General features: G+C 59.8%; 17 protein-coding genes and 1 pseudogene. 7 read left to right on the forward strand and 11 right to left on the reverse strand.

From position 1 onward, the window contains the following. Positions 1 to 167 precede the first annotated feature (167 nt). Positions 168 to 1,379, forward strand: a complete 1,212-nt coding sequence (alaC, locus tag V8689_RS22145; protein ID WP_032895593.1) for an alanine transaminase — start codon at positions 168 to 170, stop codon at positions 1,377 to 1,379. Between the two features lie 135 nt (positions 1,380 to 1,514). Here the strand turns inward: alaC and V8689_RS22150 are convergent, their stop codons facing one another. Both V8689_RS22150 and V8689_RS22155 read right to left on the reverse strand, forming a co-directional pair. Next, complete coding sequence (locus V8689_RS22150; protein WP_032895592.1) at positions 1,515 to 2,867, reverse strand: GntP family permease; 1,353 nt, start codon at positions 2,865 to 2,867, stop codon at positions 1,515 to 1,517. Between the two features lie 84 nt (positions 2,868 to 2,951). Further along, positions 2,952 to 3,485: a gluconokinase gene (locus V8689_RS22155; RefSeq protein ID WP_056791521.1), complete on the reverse strand. Its 534-nt coding sequence runs from the start codon at positions 3,483 to 3,485 to the stop codon at positions 2,952 to 2,954. 212 nt (positions 3,486 to 3,697) lie between these two features. On the opposite strand from V8689_RS22155, the gene V8689_RS22160 reads away from it, so the two are divergent. The 5 genes from V8689_RS22160 to V8689_RS22180 all read left to right on the forward strand — a co-directional run bounded on the left by V8689_RS22160 (position 3,698) and on the right by V8689_RS22180 (position 8,823). Then, the gene (locus V8689_RS22160; RefSeq protein ID WP_161793224.1) at positions 3,698 to 4,729 is read left to right on the forward strand and encodes a LacI family DNA-binding transcriptional regulator; all 1,032 of its coding nucleotides are present in this window, start codon (positions 3,698 to 3,700) and stop codon (positions 4,727 to 4,729) included. Between the two features lie 520 nt (positions 4,730 to 5,249). Beyond that, the gene (locus V8689_RS22165) at positions 5,250 to 5,483 is read left to right on the forward strand and encodes a DUF6124 family protein (RefSeq protein ID WP_032895589.1); all 234 of its coding nucleotides are present in this window, start codon (positions 5,250 to 5,252) and stop codon (positions 5,481 to 5,483) included. 618 nt (positions 5,484 to 6,101) lie between these two features. Continuing rightward, on the forward strand, positions 6,102 to 6,734 hold the full coding sequence (locus tag V8689_RS22170) for a glutathione S-transferase family protein (RefSeq protein ID WP_056791515.1): 633 nt from the start codon (positions 6,102 to 6,104) through the stop codon (positions 6,732 to 6,734). An 88-nt stretch (positions 6,735 to 6,822) separates the two neighbouring features. Next, the gene (locus V8689_RS22175; protein ID WP_056791512.1) at positions 6,823 to 8,229 is read left to right on the forward strand and encodes an MFS transporter; all 1,407 of its coding nucleotides are present in this window, start codon (positions 6,823 to 6,825) and stop codon (positions 8,227 to 8,229) included. Between the two features lie 132 nt (positions 8,230 to 8,361). Further along, entirely contained in the window at positions 8,362 to 8,823 is a 462-nt protein-coding gene (locus V8689_RS22180) for a hypothetical protein (RefSeq protein WP_056791509.1), read from the forward strand. Positions 8,824 to 8,969: 146 nt separating this feature from the next. Here the strand turns inward: V8689_RS22180 and V8689_RS22185 are convergent, their stop codons facing one another. From V8689_RS22185 to V8689_RS22210, 6 genes and pseudogenes are all read right to left on the reverse strand, one after another. After that, positions 8,970 to 9,395, reverse strand: coding sequence for a methyl-accepting chemotaxis protein (locus V8689_RS22185; RefSeq protein WP_371321886.1), 426 nt, complete (start codon positions 9,393 to 9,395; stop codon positions 8,970 to 8,972). A gap of 168 nt (positions 9,396 to 9,563) precedes the next feature. Then, positions 9,564 to 10,289, reverse strand: a pseudogene (locus tag V8689_RS22190) (PAS domain-containing protein); the annotation flags it as partial. 185 nt (positions 10,290 to 10,474) lie between these two features. Beyond that, positions 10,475 to 11,425: an aliphatic sulfonate ABC transporter substrate-binding protein gene (locus tag V8689_RS22195; protein ID WP_056791503.1), complete on the reverse strand. Its 951-nt coding sequence runs from the start codon at positions 11,423 to 11,425 to the stop codon at positions 10,475 to 10,477. 110 nt (positions 11,426 to 11,535) lie between these two features. Further along, positions 11,536 to 12,057, reverse strand: coding sequence for a sigma-70 family RNA polymerase sigma factor (locus V8689_RS22200; RefSeq protein WP_056791500.1), 522 nt, complete (start codon positions 12,055 to 12,057; stop codon positions 11,536 to 11,538). A 108-nt stretch (positions 12,058 to 12,165) separates the two neighbouring features. After that, the gene (locus V8689_RS22205; RefSeq protein ID WP_056791496.1) at positions 12,166 to 12,957 is read right to left on the reverse strand and encodes a phosphate/phosphite/phosphonate ABC transporter substrate-binding protein; all 792 of its coding nucleotides are present in this window, start codon (positions 12,955 to 12,957) and stop codon (positions 12,166 to 12,168) included. Positions 12,958 to 12,966: 9 nt separating this feature from the next. Beyond that, complete coding sequence (locus V8689_RS22210; protein ID WP_056791493.1) at positions 12,967 to 13,896, reverse strand: fatty acid desaturase; 930 nt, start codon at positions 13,894 to 13,896, stop codon at positions 12,967 to 12,969. 302 nt (positions 13,897 to 14,198) lie between these two features. Between V8689_RS22210 and V8689_RS22215 the strand changes: the two genes are divergently transcribed. Continuing rightward, the gene (locus tag V8689_RS22215) at positions 14,199 to 14,627 is read left to right on the forward strand and encodes a GNAT family N-acetyltransferase (RefSeq protein ID WP_056791489.1); all 429 of its coding nucleotides are present in this window, start codon (positions 14,199 to 14,201) and stop codon (positions 14,625 to 14,627) included. 121 nt (positions 14,628 to 14,748) lie between these two features. Here the strand turns inward: V8689_RS22215 and def are convergent, their stop codons facing one another. From def to V8689_RS22230, 3 genes are all read right to left on the reverse strand, one after another. Continuing rightward, on the reverse strand, positions 14,749 to 15,288 hold the full coding sequence (gene def / locus V8689_RS22220; RefSeq protein WP_056791487.1) for a peptide deformylase: 540 nt from the start codon (positions 15,286 to 15,288) through the stop codon (positions 14,749 to 14,751). After that, a complete protein-coding gene (locus V8689_RS22225; protein WP_032895581.1) occupies positions 15,285 to 16,238 on the reverse strand; it encodes a YihY/virulence factor BrkB family protein in 954 nt (317 codons plus the stop codon). The genes def and V8689_RS22225 overlap by 4 nt, the downstream gene beginning before the upstream one ends. Positions 16,239 to 16,418: 180 nt before the next feature. Continuing rightward, complete coding sequence (locus tag V8689_RS22230) at positions 16,419 to 16,604, reverse strand: CsbD family protein (RefSeq protein ID WP_003193737.1); 186 nt, start codon at positions 16,602 to 16,604, stop codon at positions 16,419 to 16,421. Positions 16,605 to 16,612 lie beyond the last annotated feature (8 nt).

Below are 16,612 nucleotides of genomic sequence, written 5' to 3' on the forward strand. Positions count from 1 at the left end.
AAACCCGCATCGAGTATAGGGGCATATCCGCGTTGCACTCCATGTAGAAAAATTTCCTAAGCATCTGGACAACTGGCCATCATCGCCCGTATTGTCTGCCCCGCAGGCCACCGCAGTGGCCGACGTCGCTCGGACGGTTCCGGGCGCTTACGTACCTCGAGGCAACAATGGCAGACCAAGGTTCGCCGCGCCGCTTTGCGCGCATAGATCGACTCCCCCCCTATGTTTTCAATATCACTGCCGAGCTGAAGATGGCTGCGCGTCGGCGCGGCGAAGACATCATCGACTTGAGCATGGGTAACCCTGACGGCGCCACGCCTCCTCATATCGTGGAGAAAATGGTCACCGTCGCCCAGCGTGAAGACACCCACGGCTACTCCACCTCCAAAGGTATTCCACGCCTGCGCCGGGCGATTTCGCGCTGGTACAAGGACCGTTACGCGGTGGATATCGACCCGGAGTCCGAAGCCATCGTGACCATCGGTTCCAAGGAAGGCCTGGCGCACTTGATGCTGGCCACCCTGGACCAGGGCGATACCGTGCTGGTGCCCAACCCCAGCTACCCGATTCATATCTACGGCGCAGTGATTGCTGGCGCCCAGGTGCGTTCGGTGCCGCTGATACCCGGTGTGGATTTCTTCGCTGAGCTGGAGCGCGCGATTCGCGGCTCGATCCCCAAGCCGAAGATGATGATCCTCGGCTTCCCGTCCAACCCCACCGCTCAGTGCGTGGAACTGGACTTCTTCGAACGGGTGATCGCCCTGGCCAAGCAGTACGACGTACTGGTGGTGCACGACCTGGCCTACGCCGACATCGTCTACGACGGCTGGAAAGCCCCCTCGATCATGCAAGTGCCCGGCGCCAAGGATATTGCGGTGGAGTTTTTCACCCTGTCCAAGAGCTACAACATGGCCGGCTGGCGCATCGGCTTCATGGTGGGCAACCCGGAACTGGTCAACGCCCTGGCGCGCATCAAGAGCTACCACGACTACGGCACCTTCACCCCGCTGCAAGTGGCGGCAATTGCGGCGCTGGAAGGCGACCAACAGTGCGTCAAAGACATCGCCGAGCAGTACCGCCAGCGCCGCAATGTGCTGGTCAAGGGCCTGCATGAGCTGGGCTGGATGGTGGAGAACCCGAAGGCGTCGATGTACGTCTGGGCCAAGATTCCCGAGCAGTACGCGGCCATGGGCTCGCTGGAATTTGCCAAGAAACTGCTATTGGAAGCGAAGGTGTGTGTGTCGCCGGGGATCGGCTTTGGTGAGTATGGCGACGATCATGTGCGCTTTGCGCTGATCGAAAACCAGGACCGGATTCGCCAGGCCGTGCGCGGGATTCGCGGGATGTTCAGGGCGGATGGGTTGGTCAGCAAAGCCTGACCTGATCCACCTGAAAAAACCCAATCAATGTGGGAGCTGGCTTGCCTGCGATGGCAGTGTTGGATTCACTACCGCTATCGCAGGCAAGCCAGCTCCCACATTTGATCAGTTCCCACCCTTGCTTTGGGGTGTGGCTTACACCACCAACGACAGCAACATGATGAAGATCAGCGCCACGATCGACAGAATGGTCTCCATCGCCGTCCAGGTCTTAAACGTCTCGGCCACGGTCATGTTGAAGTACTGCTTGACCAGCCAGAACCCCGCATCGTTGACGTGAGACAGGATCAACGAACCCGCGCCCGTCGCCAGCACCAGCAACTCGCGGTTAACCCCAGGGATCATGCCGACCACTGGCACCACAATGCCCGCACCGGTAATGGTCGCAACCGTCGCTGAACCGGTAGCAATCCGAATCACCGCCGCCACCAGCCACGCCAGCAGGATCGGGTTGATCTGCGCGTTCACCGCCATATGGCCGATCACGTCGCCCACGCCACTGGTCACCAGCATCTGCTTGAAGCCACCACCGGCACCGATGATCAGGATGATCGCGGCGGTCGGCGCAAGGCTGGCGTCGAGCAACTTGAGGATCTGCTTGGAGTGGATGCCCTGGCGATGACCAAAGGTGTACAGCGACAACAGCAACGCCAGCAACAGCGCGGTGATCGGGTGGCCGATCATGTCCATCCAGTTGCGCACCACGTTGCCTTCGGCAAACGCGATGTCGGCAAAGGTTTTGAGCAGCATCAGGAACACCGGCAGCAGCACGGTGATCAAGGTGATGCTAAAGCTTGGCAGCGACTTGTTATCGGTCTCGCGGGCCAGTTGGTCCACCAGTTCCTGGGAAGGGTTGCCCGGGATGTACTTGGCGATGAACGTACCGAAGATCGGGCCGGCGATGATGGCGGTCGGCAGGGCGACGATCAGGCCGTACAGGATGGTCTTGCCGATATCGGCACCGAACACGCCGATGGCCAGCAGCGGGCCTGGGTGCGGTGGCACCAGGCCGTGCACCGCCGAGAGGCCAGCGAGCAGCGGAATACCGATCTTGATCAAAGACACACCGGTACGCCGGGCGACGATGAACACCAGCGGGATCAGCAACACAAAGCCGATCTCGAAGAACAGCGGGATGCCCACCAGGAACGCGGCGAACATCATCGCCCACTGGACCTTTTCCTTGCCGAAGGCGCGGATCAGGGTCTGGGCGATCTGATCGGCACCGCCGGACTCGGCCATCATCTTGCCGAGCATCGTGCCCAGCGCGAGGATGATGCCGACAAAGCCGAGCACCCCGCCGAAACCGTCCTGGAACGCCTTGATGATCTTGTCCACGGGCATGCCCGAGGTCAGGCCGAGGAAACCGGCCGCGATGATCAGTGCAATGAACGGGTGCACCTTGAACTTGGTGATCAGTACGATCAACCCGATGATAGTGACTACTGCATCTAGCAGCAGGTAAGACTCGTGGGACATGCCAAACATGGGGGGTCTCTCCTGTTTGTTGTTGTTATTAAAGCGGGTGTTGAACTTCCTGCCGGGGATAGCGCTATCTTTTCCGGCAAAAAATTAATGAGTAGGTTCAAAGCCGTGCTTGCGCCACCAGGTATTGGTCTGCGCGGCCAGCTCCTCGACGCTGTCTTCACTGGCGTTGAGGGCCAGGGTCAGCGGCTCGCCCTTGGGCGATTCGAGGGTGGCGAACTGGCTGTCGATCAGGCTGGCCGGCATGAAATGACCGGGGCGGTGAGACACGCGGTCGGCAGCGACTTCGCGGGTCAGCTCCAGGAAGACAAAACCCAGGCCCGGCGCGGCTTCGCGCAGGTGGTCGCGGTATTTTTTCTTCAGGGCCGAACAGGTCAGTACCGGATGCTCGCCGGCTTGCAACGCGCGGCGCAGTTCATCGCACAGGATGTCGAGCCAGCCGGCGCGGTCGTCGTCGTTGAGGGGGTGGCCGGCGCTCATCTTTTCGATGTTCGCGGCAGGGTGAAAGCTGTCGCCTTCAATGGCAATGGCGCCGTTGAGGGCGCACAGGGCTTGGCTGACGCTGGACTTGCCACAGCCGGAAACACCCATGATGACCAGGGCGGTAACAGGTTGACTCATGAAACACCTCAGGACGCAGATAGCGCTACCTTTGCATAGCGTAAGGCTAGTGCAAAAACAGGCTTTTCCCGCGCCGACTTGTCATTTTTATGGAGTGACGCGTGCATCCGCTCCAATCATTCGAACCGGATCAGGCAACCCTAGGTTCAATAATTTGCAGCCATTTGGAGACAGCGCTACCTTAGTGCCTCGATTTTTGTTTGGCAAGCCGCCTGATGACCTCCAAGAACGATAAAAATACCCGCACGACGGGCCGCCCTACCCTCAATGAAGTGGCGCGCCTGGCTGGCGTCAGCCCGATCACCGCCTCCCGCGCCCTGCGCGGCATCAGCACGGTGGCCACCGAACTGGTGGAAAAAGTGCAACAGGCCGCCGCCGAACTGAGCTACGTGGTCAACCCCGCCGCCCGCGCCCTGGCCTCGGCGCAGAGCCATTCGGTGGTGGTACTGGTGCCGTCACTCTCCAACCTGCTGTTTATCGAAACCCTGGAAGCTATCCATCAGGTACTGCGGCCCAAGGGCTTTGAAGTACTGATCGGCAACTCCCATTATTCACGCGATGAAGAAGAAGACCTGCTGCGCAACTACATGGCCTACCAGCCGCGAGGTTTGTTGCTGACCGGCTTTGACCGCACCGAAAGCGCGCGACGAATGGTCGAGGCCAGCAACGTGCCCTGCGTGTACATGATGGATCTGGACCCCAATGCCGGGGTGAACTGCGTGGGCTTCTCGCAACTGGCCGCCGGCGAGACCGCAGCGGCGCACTTGCTGTCCCGGGGGCGCAAGCGCCTGGCCTATATCGGCGCACAACTGGACCAACGCACATTGTTGCGTGGCGAAGGCTTTCGTCGCGCCTTGCAGCAAGCAGGCATGTACGACCCGGCGCTGGAGCTGCTGACACCACGCCCGTCCTCCGTGGGCCTGGGTGGCGAACTGTTTTTGCAACTGCTGGCCGCCCACCCGGATGTGGACGCGATCTTCTTCGGCAACGACGACCTGGCCCAGGGCGCCCTGCTCGAAGCCCTGCGCCACGGCATCAAGGTGCCGGAACGTGTAGCCGTGCTGGGTTTCAACGACCTGCCCGCCTCGTCCTTCATGGTGCCGCGCCTGAGCAGCATCAGCACGCCACGGGAAGCCATCGGGCGCCGAGCGGCGGAGCATCTGCTGACGATCATGGCGGGCAACAAGGTGGCCAAGCCGGTGGTGGATATGGGGTTTGAGTTGCAGGTGCGCGAGAGCACCTGAGCGTCGAGCCGAACGCAATCAATGTGGGGCTTGTCTGCACCCACATTGGCCATGCAGTGTCCACAGAATCAGCGGCTGGCACAGATCCCCTGTGGGAGCGGGCTTGCTCGCGAAGGCGGTGGGTCAGTCAATCAATCTCTAACTGAGCCACCTGAAACTCAGAATTCCCACGTAATCATGTAAGAGCAGTCAGAGCGCTGTGGGACGCCTGTAGGAACTGCCTGACATTGCAGTAAGCGCCTTGCTCCCCTGCCTACGCTTACGTCAGAATCCGCCGGCTTGTGCGCCTCGGTGGCGGTCTCTAAGGTTTGACGGTCGCTGAATTTCTCGGTGATCGGGTTTAGTAGCCTGAGCTTCCTCACACAAGATGCATGAGCCTATCGATGCTTGATGGTGGCTGTGCGCAGGGCGCCTTCGGGTGCGCCGGGTTTGTGTGGGATACCGGTCTACTAACCTGCGTACAGCTGCCACCCTTCGTTTAGTAGCGATGAGGTATCAGCCCAAAACAGGTATTTCAACAATGCAAAGCATCCATCCCACGCATACGCTTTTCACAGTCATCCCTGATACTTCTCTCGAATCTTTACTGACCAACAGCTACGAAACCGTCTGCTCCGTCAGCACCCTGCTACTCGACCTGTCCGATGACCTCACCGGCAAACACCGTGATGTGGCCCTGGCCATTCATCAATTGAGCGAGCTGAGCGTATTGTTGGTGGGCAAGGCCATGGACCAACACACACCACGCTGCTGAAGCAATACACGATCCCTGTGGGAGCTGGCTTGCCTGCGATAGCCATAGGTATCTACACAACTTTGCGGGTTGTAACAGCAGACGGTAACCACGATGCGAAGCGAGTCGCTCTTGCTCTTGATCTGCTGTTGATCTTGATCTCAGGCGCCCCGTTAAACCACGCTGGCCGGAATTCGACAGGGATTTGGGGGGTAAACCGGCAGGGATGCCGGTTTAGCCGCCCCGCGCCATGGATGGCGCGTGGCGGCGGCCCCCCAAATCACTGGCGGATTACGGGCACACCGAGCCTAGGCGAGGTGCCGAGTGGTGGGGCCAAGAGCCCTTTGGTTACTTTGGGGCTCTTTTCCAAAGTGACCCGCCGTCAGGCGGAACCCTAAGTGGCCGTTACTGCAGAAATGGATATGTACACAATCCAACTGTGTCGCCTGTAAGGCCGCCTTCGCGAGCAAGCCCGCTCCCACAGTTGGATCGTGGGGTGTCAGGTAGATCAGTGTCGGCTGGCAGGCCGTCATCGCAGGCAAGCCAGCTCCCACATTTTCGACCGTGCCCGCTTCACACTCTCGCCGCCGTGCCCGGCCCCTGTTAGATTGGTCGTTCTCCAAATGCCAGGGAAGCACCATGGGCCATTCACTGAAAATCTTGGGCCGTACCTCCTCCATCAACGTGCGCAAAGTACTCTGGACTTGCCAAGAGCTGGGCATCGACTATGTGCGCGAAGATTGGGGCATCGGTTTCAAGCCTACCCAATCCCCCGATTTCCTCGCCTTGAACCCCAACGCCCAGGTGCCGGTGCTGATCGACGACCATGGCGTGCTGTGGGAGTCCAATACCATCTGTCGCTACCTGGTTGGCCTCTATCAGCGCCATGACTTGCTACCCGTTGAGCCTGCCTTGCGTGCACGGGTCGAACAGTGGATGGACTGGCAAGCTACCGAACTCAACCCTTCGTGGGGCTATGCGTTCCACGCACTGGTGCGTCAAAACCCGGACTATCAGGACCCGCAACGCATCCAGGCGGGTGTGCAGGCCTGGAATGACAAGATGGCCTTGCTAGAACAACAGTTGATCAAAACCGGCGCCTACGTCGCCGGCGAAGAGTTCACCCTCGCTGACATCTTGCTAGGCCTGTCGGTGCATCGGTGGCAGATGACACCCATGGAGCGCCCCCCCTACCCCGCCATCGCGGCGTATTACCAACGCCTCAGCCAGCACGCCGGCTTCAAGACCTTCGCTCTCGACGGCCATAATTAGAAAAGCAGTTGCGCGCTTTAAGCGCCAAGCCCAATAGCGGTTTGGCTTAAAGCTCGAAGCTTCCAACTCGCCTAACTCAAGGTTATTCATGCCCACACTCGCCGCCTGCGTCTCAGACCCCACCCGTGCCGCCCACATCAGCGCCCGCATCGACCGCCTCCCCGCAGTCGCGACTATTTGGCGCCTGGTGGCATTGCTCTCCATCGGCGGCTTTTTCGAACTGTATGACCTGTTCCAAACCGCCTATATCAGCCCTGGCCTGATCAGCGACGGGATTTTTCATACCGGCAGCGAAGGTGTGTTTGGCTTCTCGGACCAGGCCGCGTTCGCCTCGGCCACATTCCTGGGCCTGTTCCTCGGGGCCAGCCTGCTCAGCCCCATCGCCGACCGCTTCGGGCGCCGCGCGATTTTCACCTTTGCGTTGGTCTGGTACACCGTGGCCACGGTGTTGATGGGTATTCAAACCTCGGCCGTGGGCATCATTTGCATGCGCTTTCTGGTGGGCATTGGCCTGGGTATCGAACTGGTGACCATCGACGCCTACCTTTCGGAACTGGTGCCCAAGCGCATGCGCAGTTCGGCGTTTGCCTTTGCGTTTTTTATCCAGTTTCTGTCGGTGCCGGCCGTGGCGTTGATGTCGTGGTGGCTGGTGCCACAGGCGCCGCTCGGTATCGCGGGCTGGCGCTGGGTGGTGCTCTCAAGTGCGGTGTTTGCGCTGTTTATCTGGCAACTGCGCAAGCGCCTGCCGGAGTCACCGCGCTGGCTTGCACAACAGGGGCGGTTCGAAGAAGCCGACACGATCCTGAACAACCTGGAGGCACGCTGCCAAAAGGATCACGGCAAGCCGCTGGACGAGCCGGAACCCGAAGCGATCAGCGTGCAGGGCAATGGCCGTTTCGCCGATATCTGGCAGCCGCCCTACCGTCGCCGCGCCTTGATGCTGATCGTGTTCCATGTGTTCCAGGCCATCGGCTTCTTCGGCTTTGGCAACTGGCTGCCAGCCCTGCTGTCGGGCCAGGGGGTCAGCGTGACCCACAGCCTGCTCTACGCCTTCATCATTACCCTCGCCTACCCGCTGGGCCCGCTGTTGTTCGTCAAGGTGGCCAACCGCTTTGAGAACAAATGGCAAATTGTCGGCTCGGCCATGGGTGCAGTGATCTTCGGCAGCCTGTTTGCCCTGCAAACCACGGCGCTAGGGCTGATTTTCTGCGGGGTGATGATCACCTTCTGCAACGCCTGGCTGAGCTTCAGTTATCACTCCTACCAGAGCGAATTGTTCCCCACCAATATCCGTGCACGGGCGGTGGGGTTCTGTTATTCGTTCAGCCGTTTATCCACGGTGTTCAGCAGCTTGTTGATCGGTTTTATCCTTGAACACCTGGGCACGCCGGGCGTGTTGGCGTTTATTGCCAGCAGTATGTTGATCGTGATGATTACCATCAGTTGGTTTGGGCCGCGCACGCGAAATCTGGCGCTGGAGAACATCGCTCACTGACGGCAACGATTGGCCGCACAAGGAGAAGGCTTGCCGCGCCGACGACTCCCGCCCCAGTAAACACTGGGGTCCGGCACCCGGCACAGTATTTGCTCCAGCTGTCGCACCGTCTGTTTTCATAGGTGACCGATCATGCTGGTTAACAACTCTCAAGCGGCGTCGAACGTGCAACAGATCACGCGACCCGACATGGACCCCGCCAACGCCGCCGCCAGTGCGCTGTACAGCGGCGCTTTACAGGCTGCGCAACACAGCGTCACAGTGCCGGCCGCGCAGAGGGAATTGGACAAGGCCAGCGATCGCATCGACGAAGCCTTCGCCAAGACTCGCGTGCAGTTACAGGCCACAACTAACGGGGCGCGTACCGAATTCACCGAATACATGAACAAATCCCCGGCCGAACGTATTCGTGAACAGTTGCTCAAGGAACAAGGGCTGACCGAAGAGCAAGTGCAGGCGCTGCCCCAGGAAAAACAAGACGCCATCGCCAAACAAGTGGCCGAGCGCTTGAAAGAGCAGCAACAGCAGCAGGTAGCGGCGAAGGCCACTGCTTCGCCAGCCCAGACACTCAAAGAAACGCTGGCCGCAATCTGAGCCCCACAGCAGAGCAACTGTGGGAGCGGGCTTGCTCGCGAAAGCAGAGTGTCAGTCACTGATAAGTTGGCTGAAGCACCGCATTCGCGAGCAAGCCCGCTCCCACACTTGGACCTTTTTTTACATGGGATCAGCTCAGTGTTCAGTTATTGCAATTGCAGCGTCGAATTGAACTGACTGATCGCATCCACCACATGCCGTGAGCCTTCCTGGATCTCTAGGATCACCTGCCCCGCCTCGTTCGCCAACTCCACGCCCAGGCCCGTGCGGCTCAAACTCGACTGCATGCTCGACACTGCGCTCAACGACAGGTCGTGGTTCTTGCGTACCACGTCCACGATCTCAACGGTGGCCTGGCTGGTGCGTGCGGCGAGGCTGCGCACTTCATCGGCCACCACCGCAAACCCGCGCCCGTGCTCGCCCGCGCGCGCGGCTTCAATTGCCGCATTCAGGGCCAGCATGTTGGTTTGTTCGGCAATGCTGCGGATGGTTTGCACGATGGCACCGATGATGTCCGACTGCTTGCTCACCGCATCAATGCTCTGCGCCGCCTGGTTAAGGTCGTGGGACATGGCTTCAATGATCTGCACCGTTTGCTGCACCACCTGCGAGCCCTTGCGGGCGCAGGCATCGTTTTGTACCGAAGTGGCGTGGGCCGAGTCGGCGGCCGTGCGCAGGGTACTGACTTGCTCGGTGATATCGCTGGCGAACTTCACCACTTTGTACAAGCGCCCATGCGTATCGAAAATGGGGTTGTAGGAGGCTTCCAGAAACAGGGTCTTGCCGTATTTGTTTTTACGTTCGAAGCGGTGGGAGTGAAACTCACCGCGATTGAGTGAGGCCCAAAACGCCTTATACGCCGGGGACTCCACTTCGCTGCGGTGGCAAAACATGCTGTGATGCTGGCCGATGATTTCTTCGCGCGTGTACTGCACCGTGCGCAGGAAGTTTTCGTTGGCATTGAGGATCTGGCCCTGTGGCGTGAATTCGATCACCGCCATGGAACGGCTGATGGCGTCGATCAGACTTTGGTTTTCGTGTTCGTGATGGACCCGTGCGGAAATATCCGCCGCCACCTTGATCACACTGCGTACCTGATGGTCGCTGTCCAGCACTGGCAAGTAGCTGGCTTGCAGCCACACTTGCTCACCGCGCTTGTTAAGGCGCATGAAGGTGCCGCTGAGCGCCTCGCCTCGCGCCAGGTCGCGCCACAACTGGTGGTAGGCATCGGTGTGGGTATACGCCTCCTCGCAAAACAGACGGTGATGTTTGCCACAGATCTCCTCGACGCCGTAGCCCATGGTTTGGCAAAAACGTTCGTTGGCATTCAGGATCACTCCCGTGCGGTCGAACTCGATCATCGCCATGGAGCGGCTGATAGCGGCAAGCTTGGCGTTGGCTTCGGTGAGGGCACAGGAAAAACGCTGGATTTCTTGCAGGTCGGATTTGTGCTGGCGGTTGAACATGGTCAGATCACCCTAGATTCCCGGCGCCTGGAGGGCGCATTCCATTCATACGTTGGATATTTCTGGTACACCTGCATGGGGAAATAACCATTGGAAACGCTTTATCGGCCAAGCGTCGTTAACGGTTCTGGGTGAGCATAGACAGGCCTTGGCACTCTGCAAGGCCACTAATCCGCCAGCATTGCTTAGGGATGACCAAGGGCCTTAAAGACAGCCTGCTGCACATCGACTTTTTTCGGGATCAGGCCGTTGGCAAAAAACAGGTCGGCGGTGCGTTGCTGGTTGGCAATGTCGATGGCCTCCAAGGGGCGGATCGGTTCAGGGGAGCGATGTTCGAAGTAGCTTTTGACCACCGCCGGTTGCAGCCCCAAAGTGCCGGCCATCAGCGCGATGCTCGCGTCGGGCTGATCCAGCGACAGGCGCTGGGCCTTGCCTAGTGTCTGGATAATCGTGGCGATGGCCTCGGGGTGCTGCTTGGCAAACGGATGGTTGACCACGAAGAAACTGCCCGCAGGGTTCAACCCTTGCCCATCCCCCAGCACGCGTGCCGAGCCGTCGATCACGGCGGCCGAGTAGTACGGGTCCCACACCACCCAAGCGTCCACCTTGCCTTGTTCGAACGCGGCACGGCCGTCGGAAGGCGACAGGTACACCACGTTCACATCCTTCCACTGCAACCCGGCGCGCAGCAGGCTCTTGAGAAACAGGTTGTGCGCACTGGAGCCCTTGAGCAACGCCACGCGTTTGCCCTTGAGTTCGGCCACGGTCTGCACCGTACTGGCCGTGGGCACCAGCACCGCTTCGGTCTTGCCCTCGTTAGGCTCGACGGCGAAGTATTGCAAGTCGATCCCGGCCGCCTGGGCGAAGATCGGCGGGATGTCACCAATATTGCCGATGTCCAGGCTGCCGGCGTTAAGCGCTTCGATCAGCGGCGGGCCGCCGAGAAATTCGGTCCACTGCACCTGGGTGCCGGGCAGCGCCGCTTCAAAAAGCTTGTGCTCACGGGCGAGCACCATGCTGACCGAGCTTTTCTGGTAGCCAATGCGCAACGTGGAAGGTTCGGCCGCTGAGGTGGGCTGCGCCAATACCGCCAATGCCAGCAGCGAACTGCCCAGCAGGTGTTTGATTGCTTTCATAAGTTGCCTCTTGGTGGTTCGATCAGATTCAAAGTGAGCACAGTAAGCGTGGAAGCTGGCATGCCTGCGATGGCGGCCTGTCAGGGTCAGAGGTGTTGGCTGGCTCACCGCTATCGCAGGCAAGCCAGCTCCCACATTTGATCGGTGTGGGATTCAAGGCCGGTAACAGCGCGGGCCATATAGTCACTGACCGAGCGCTGGGAAATCCCCAGTTCGGCGGCGATCTGGGGGTACGTCAGGCCGTTGACGCGGGACAACAGGAACGTCGTTCTGACCTTGGCCGGCAAGCGCTCGAGCAATAGATCGATGGCTTGCAGGGCTTCGAGTACCTGGGCGCGGTCCTCGGCGCAGGCTGCATCGTCATCCAGCGCAGCGAGGTAGGTACGCTCCAGATCACGCCGACGCCACACCTGGTACACCAGGCGCTGGGCAATGGTGGTAAGCAATGCGCGGGGCTGTCGTATCGGCGCTACCTGAGGTGCACTCAGAAGCTGGACAAACGCGTCGACGGCGATGTCTTCGGCGTGGGCACGGGAGTTGAGGTAGCGGTGCAAGCGGCTGCACAGCCAAGGGTAATGAATGCGAAACAGTGAGCCCACGTAATCGCTGTGAGCACTATCGGCGCCGGACATAGTGGCTCCTTCTGAGTAGGTTGCGCGGTATGTCCGGTGTTCCGGTGGAGCCATCCTAGCAAGGCTGCTTATGCTTTAATAATATTTAAAATGCATTTTTATATAACTCTATTGAAGTTTCGGGTAGCCGGCGCTGACGGCCTGCCGTTGGTAATCCAACACCACCTGATAGTCGTCTTCGCTGGCAGGGAGCACGGTTTGCACACCCAAGGTTTGCGTCACCTGCGGCAGGTCCTGCAACGCCAGGTTCATCGCCTCACGAATCTGCGCCACCTGCACGTCGCTCAAGCCCAGCGCGCCTATGTAGGGCAAAGTCGGGCTCGGCGCGCTGCGGGTGATGACGCGCAGGCCCGCGACCTCTTCGGGGGCGAATCGGGCGAGGTAGTCGTAGGTGACGCTGTCGATGGCGGCGAGGTCGGCGCGGTCTTCACGCAGCCAGCGCAAGCTCTCGCGGTGGGCGCCGCTGATGCCGACGCTGGCGAAGAACCGCCCGTCGCGCTGCAACGGCGCCACGCAGTGACGCAGCAGGCTCATGCCGCTGTTGGAGTCGTGACCGTTGATCACGCCGCGGCTCTGGTAGAACTGCGCCAGGCGGTTACGCGGGTTGTCAACGCGGGTCAACAGCAGGCTGCAATGTTCGCCGTGGCTGCTGTGGACCAACTCGTAACGGGGGCGCCCAATGATGCGTACCTGGCCGCGCAATTGGGTCATCAGCGGGTAGCCGCAGGTTTGGCTGACGAGCAATTGCGGCGAAAGCCACAGGCCGGGCAAGTCGAGGTGGTCGGCGTCAAGACGATGCAGCTTCAAGCGCTCAAGGATGCGCGCCAGCCAGCGTTGATTGGCCTGCTGGATGGGCTGGGGCGCAACGTACATGCGCAGGTCGGCGTAATGCTCACTCATGGTCGCCTCTCAGGCAAACGGGTGCCGGGGACTGTCGATGGCCTTGAGTCCGTGACGGCTGATCAACTGGCCGTAGCCCTGCACCAGGAAACCACCGCTGCGCGCCAACCACTGCTCGCGCCGGGCACGGTACACCCTGGGCAGCAGGTACCACGGCAACTTTGGCAGATCGTGGTGTACCAGGTGCAGATTGTTGTTGAGAAACAGCCAGGCCCAGGGCCAGGACGCTTCGTTGAGCACTGTGCGCTGTTCCGGCCGGGGATGGGGGCGGTGCTCATAGTAGGAACGGACCGAGGCCAGGGACAATGCTGGCACGCTGACCAGCAGCAGGTAATGCCACACCGCAAGCGCGCTGTAGTAGGCGATGAAACTCAGCATCAACACAGTGACGGCACCGTGGGCCAGCCACATCGGCCATACCTGGGGCAGGCGTTGAAATTCGTGACGTGCCAACCGGCCAATCGCCAACGGCGCTGCCAGCAGGAAGCGGCCAAGCACGGTCTTGGTCAGCCAATGCAGGCCACGTTCGAACAGCGAACTGTTGTTCCATTGCTGCTGATTGAGGTAGCGGCTTTCCGGGTCGATGCCCGGTAGAGTCAGGTCGTGGTCGTTATGGTGCAACAGGTGGCTGTCGCGGTACAGCGTGTAGGGATACCACACCGCGAACGGGGCATAGCCGAGGAGTTTATTCAGCCATAACGAACGAGTCGGGTGGCCGTGGAGCAATTCGTGCTGCACCGATAGCCACAGGGTCACCAGCGGAATCAGCAGCAACATGCTCAGCCACAGGCCCAGCCACCAGCTGCCAAGGATCACCGCGAACCAGCCGGCATATACGCCGATCAACAGCAGCCAGGTCGGCCACTCGGTTCTTGCCACAAAGGTCGTCGCCAGGGCTTCGATTTCCCGGCGCTGGGTCGGATCAAGGTAATTGGCCATCGGCAGCTCAGAGCAGGTGTTTCCTGCTCTGTGCAATGAGGCGGGAAAATCTTGCAGATCGTTTGGTTCTAAACTTGTAACTCAGTGACCGAACAGGCCTGCTTCGGATTTTTTGGTCTTCTTGTCCGCGCGTTTTTCATCCGCGGTCTTTGCCGGTTTTTTCTTCGCGGCTTTCTTTGAATCCATACCTTTGGCCATGATGCATGCTCCACTAACAGGGGATGTAGCACTGGGTATACCACCTATTGCCCAACAGAAGGCGCTTATAATCCCCAGCCCTGGATAACACTTGTCTGAACCCCATGCCCCCATTGCACATCGAACCGCTGGCCGAGCCTCTGTGGCCATTGCTGAACAAGTTTTACCGCAGCCACAATTCATCGATGAAGGCGCTCAAGGGCGGCCGTTTGTGGGTAGTGCGAGATGGCGAGATCGTGGCCGGCTTGTGCTTGAGCCCGGTGGTGGGTGGGCAGTGGCTCACGGGGGTGTTTGTGGCGCCGAGTTATCGTGGCCAGCGGCTAGCGGCGCAACTGATTGGCGAGGCCGTGGCGGGTTGTGAGGGGACGGTTTGGTTGCTGTGCCATCCGGACCTGGAACGGTTGTATCAACGCATGGGGTTCAGCCAGGACACAGTTTTGCCGCAATCGCTGAGTGAACGGCTGGTGCGTTACAAGCGCAATAAGCCGATGATTGCGATGGGGCTCAATACCTCAGTCCTGAATAAACACTGATCCCAATGTGGGAGCTGGCTTGCCTGCGATAGCGGTGGACCAGCCACCTTATTTGTAGCTGATACACCGCCATCGCAGGCAAGCCAGCTCCCACAGTTGAACTGTAGGTGTGCCAGTAACGTTATACGTCAGCCGTCGGGTCCAGCTCCGGGAACATCACTTCAATAAACCCGAATTTGCTGAAGTCGGTGATCCGCGACGGGTACAGTCGGCCGATCAAATGGTCGCACTCATGTTGCACCACCCGCGCATGGAAGCCGTCGGCAAAGCGTACGATCGGCTCGCCTTTGGGGTCGAACCCTTCGTAGCGGATCTGCTGGTAACGGTTCACGGCGCCGCGCAGGCCGGGCACCGACAGGCAACCTTCATAGCCCTCTTCCAGCACCGGGCTGAGCGGTGTGATCAGCGGGTTGATCAGGATGGTCTGCGGCACCGGTGGCGCGTCCGGGTAGCGTTCGCTGGCTTCGAAACCGAAGATCACCAGTTGCAGGTCCACGCCAATCTGCGGCGCGGCCAGGCCAACGCCGCCCACGTGCTCCATGGTCTGGAACATATCGTCGATCAGTTGCCACAATTCCGGGCTGTCGAACATTTCCGGCGGCACCGGCGGGGCGATACGCAGCAGGCGCTCGTCGCCCATTTTCAGGATTTCACGGATCATTGCTCAGGCTCGGTCATGGGCTTGGAGTGGTCCCGGCCTAGGCCAGAGACGTGTTGTTTTTCATCGGTGTGGCCCGGCTCGCCTATTTCCTTCTCACCGGGGTCTTTGCCTTCGGCGGACATGTGTTCGATCACGGCGTTCATCTCCGCGCCCAGCAGCAGTACGGCGGCAGAGATGTAGAAATACAGGAGCAAAACAATGATCGCGCCGATGCTGCCATACATGGCGTTGTAGTCCGCGAAGGTCTTGACGTAGTACCCAAAGCCCAGGGAGGCGACGATCCATACCACCACGGCCAAGACGGAGCCGGGAGTGATAAAGCGAAATTCCTGCTCCACGTCCGGCATCACGTAGTACATGAGGGCCACGGCGAACATCAGCAAGATCACAATCAGCGGCCAGCGCAGGATGGTCCACAGCGTGACCACGAACTCCTGCATGCCGATCTGCCCGGCCAGCCACTCCATCACCTGCGGGCCCAGCACCATCAGCGCGGCGGCGGCCAGCAGCATGCCGGCGATGCCCACGGTGTAGAAGATCGACAGCGGGAAACGTTTCCAGATCGGCCGGCCTTCAACCACGTCGTAGGCGGCGTTCATGGCGCTCATCATCAGGCGCACGCCCGCAGAGGCCGTCCACAGCGCGATGACGATACCCACCGAGAGCAAGCCACCCTTGGACTGCTGCAACTGATCGATCACCGGGTTGACCTGTTCCAGCGCCTGGGGAGGCAACACCAGCTCCGATTGCAGGCGCAGCCAACTGAAGAAGTCCGGCAGGTGCAGGAAGCCGATCAGGGCAATGAGGAACAGCAGGAACGGAAACAACGAGAACAGCATCTGGTAGGCCAGTGCCGAGGCGTAGGTAGGCATCTCGTCATCGACGAATTCCTTGATGGTGCGTACCAGCACCTTGTGCAGCTTGAGACCATCGAGTACCGGAAAAAGCATAGCGTCTCCTTTCGCCGCAAAGAGGTTGAGTTCGTGGGCGACTCAGGGGCCGTTTTCTACATCAAAGTAGCCCATTTGGCGACTTTGAAACAATTTCGAAAGTTTAGTTGCACGCTCAGATACAAAAACGGCCATCCGTGGATGGCCGTCGGGCTGCTGGGGGCTGCCCGCCAGGACGTATTACTCAGTGGCTTTTTTCACTGCGTCCTTGGTCTTGCCCACTGCTTGCTGCGCTTCGCCTTTTTTCTCTTGGATCACGCCTTCAGCACGCAGTTTGTCGTTGTCTGTGACTTTACCGACGCCTTGCTTGATGTTACCCACAGCTTCGTTCGCCAAGCCCTTTACCTTATCGGAAGTGCTGCTCATGGTATTAC

Origin of the sequence: Pseudomonas sp. AK181 (assembly GCF_051122975.1) — a bacterium.
In the GTDB taxonomy this organism is placed as follows: domain Bacteria; phylum Pseudomonadota; class Gammaproteobacteria; order Pseudomonadales; family Pseudomonadaceae; genus Aquipseudomonas; species Aquipseudomonas lactis.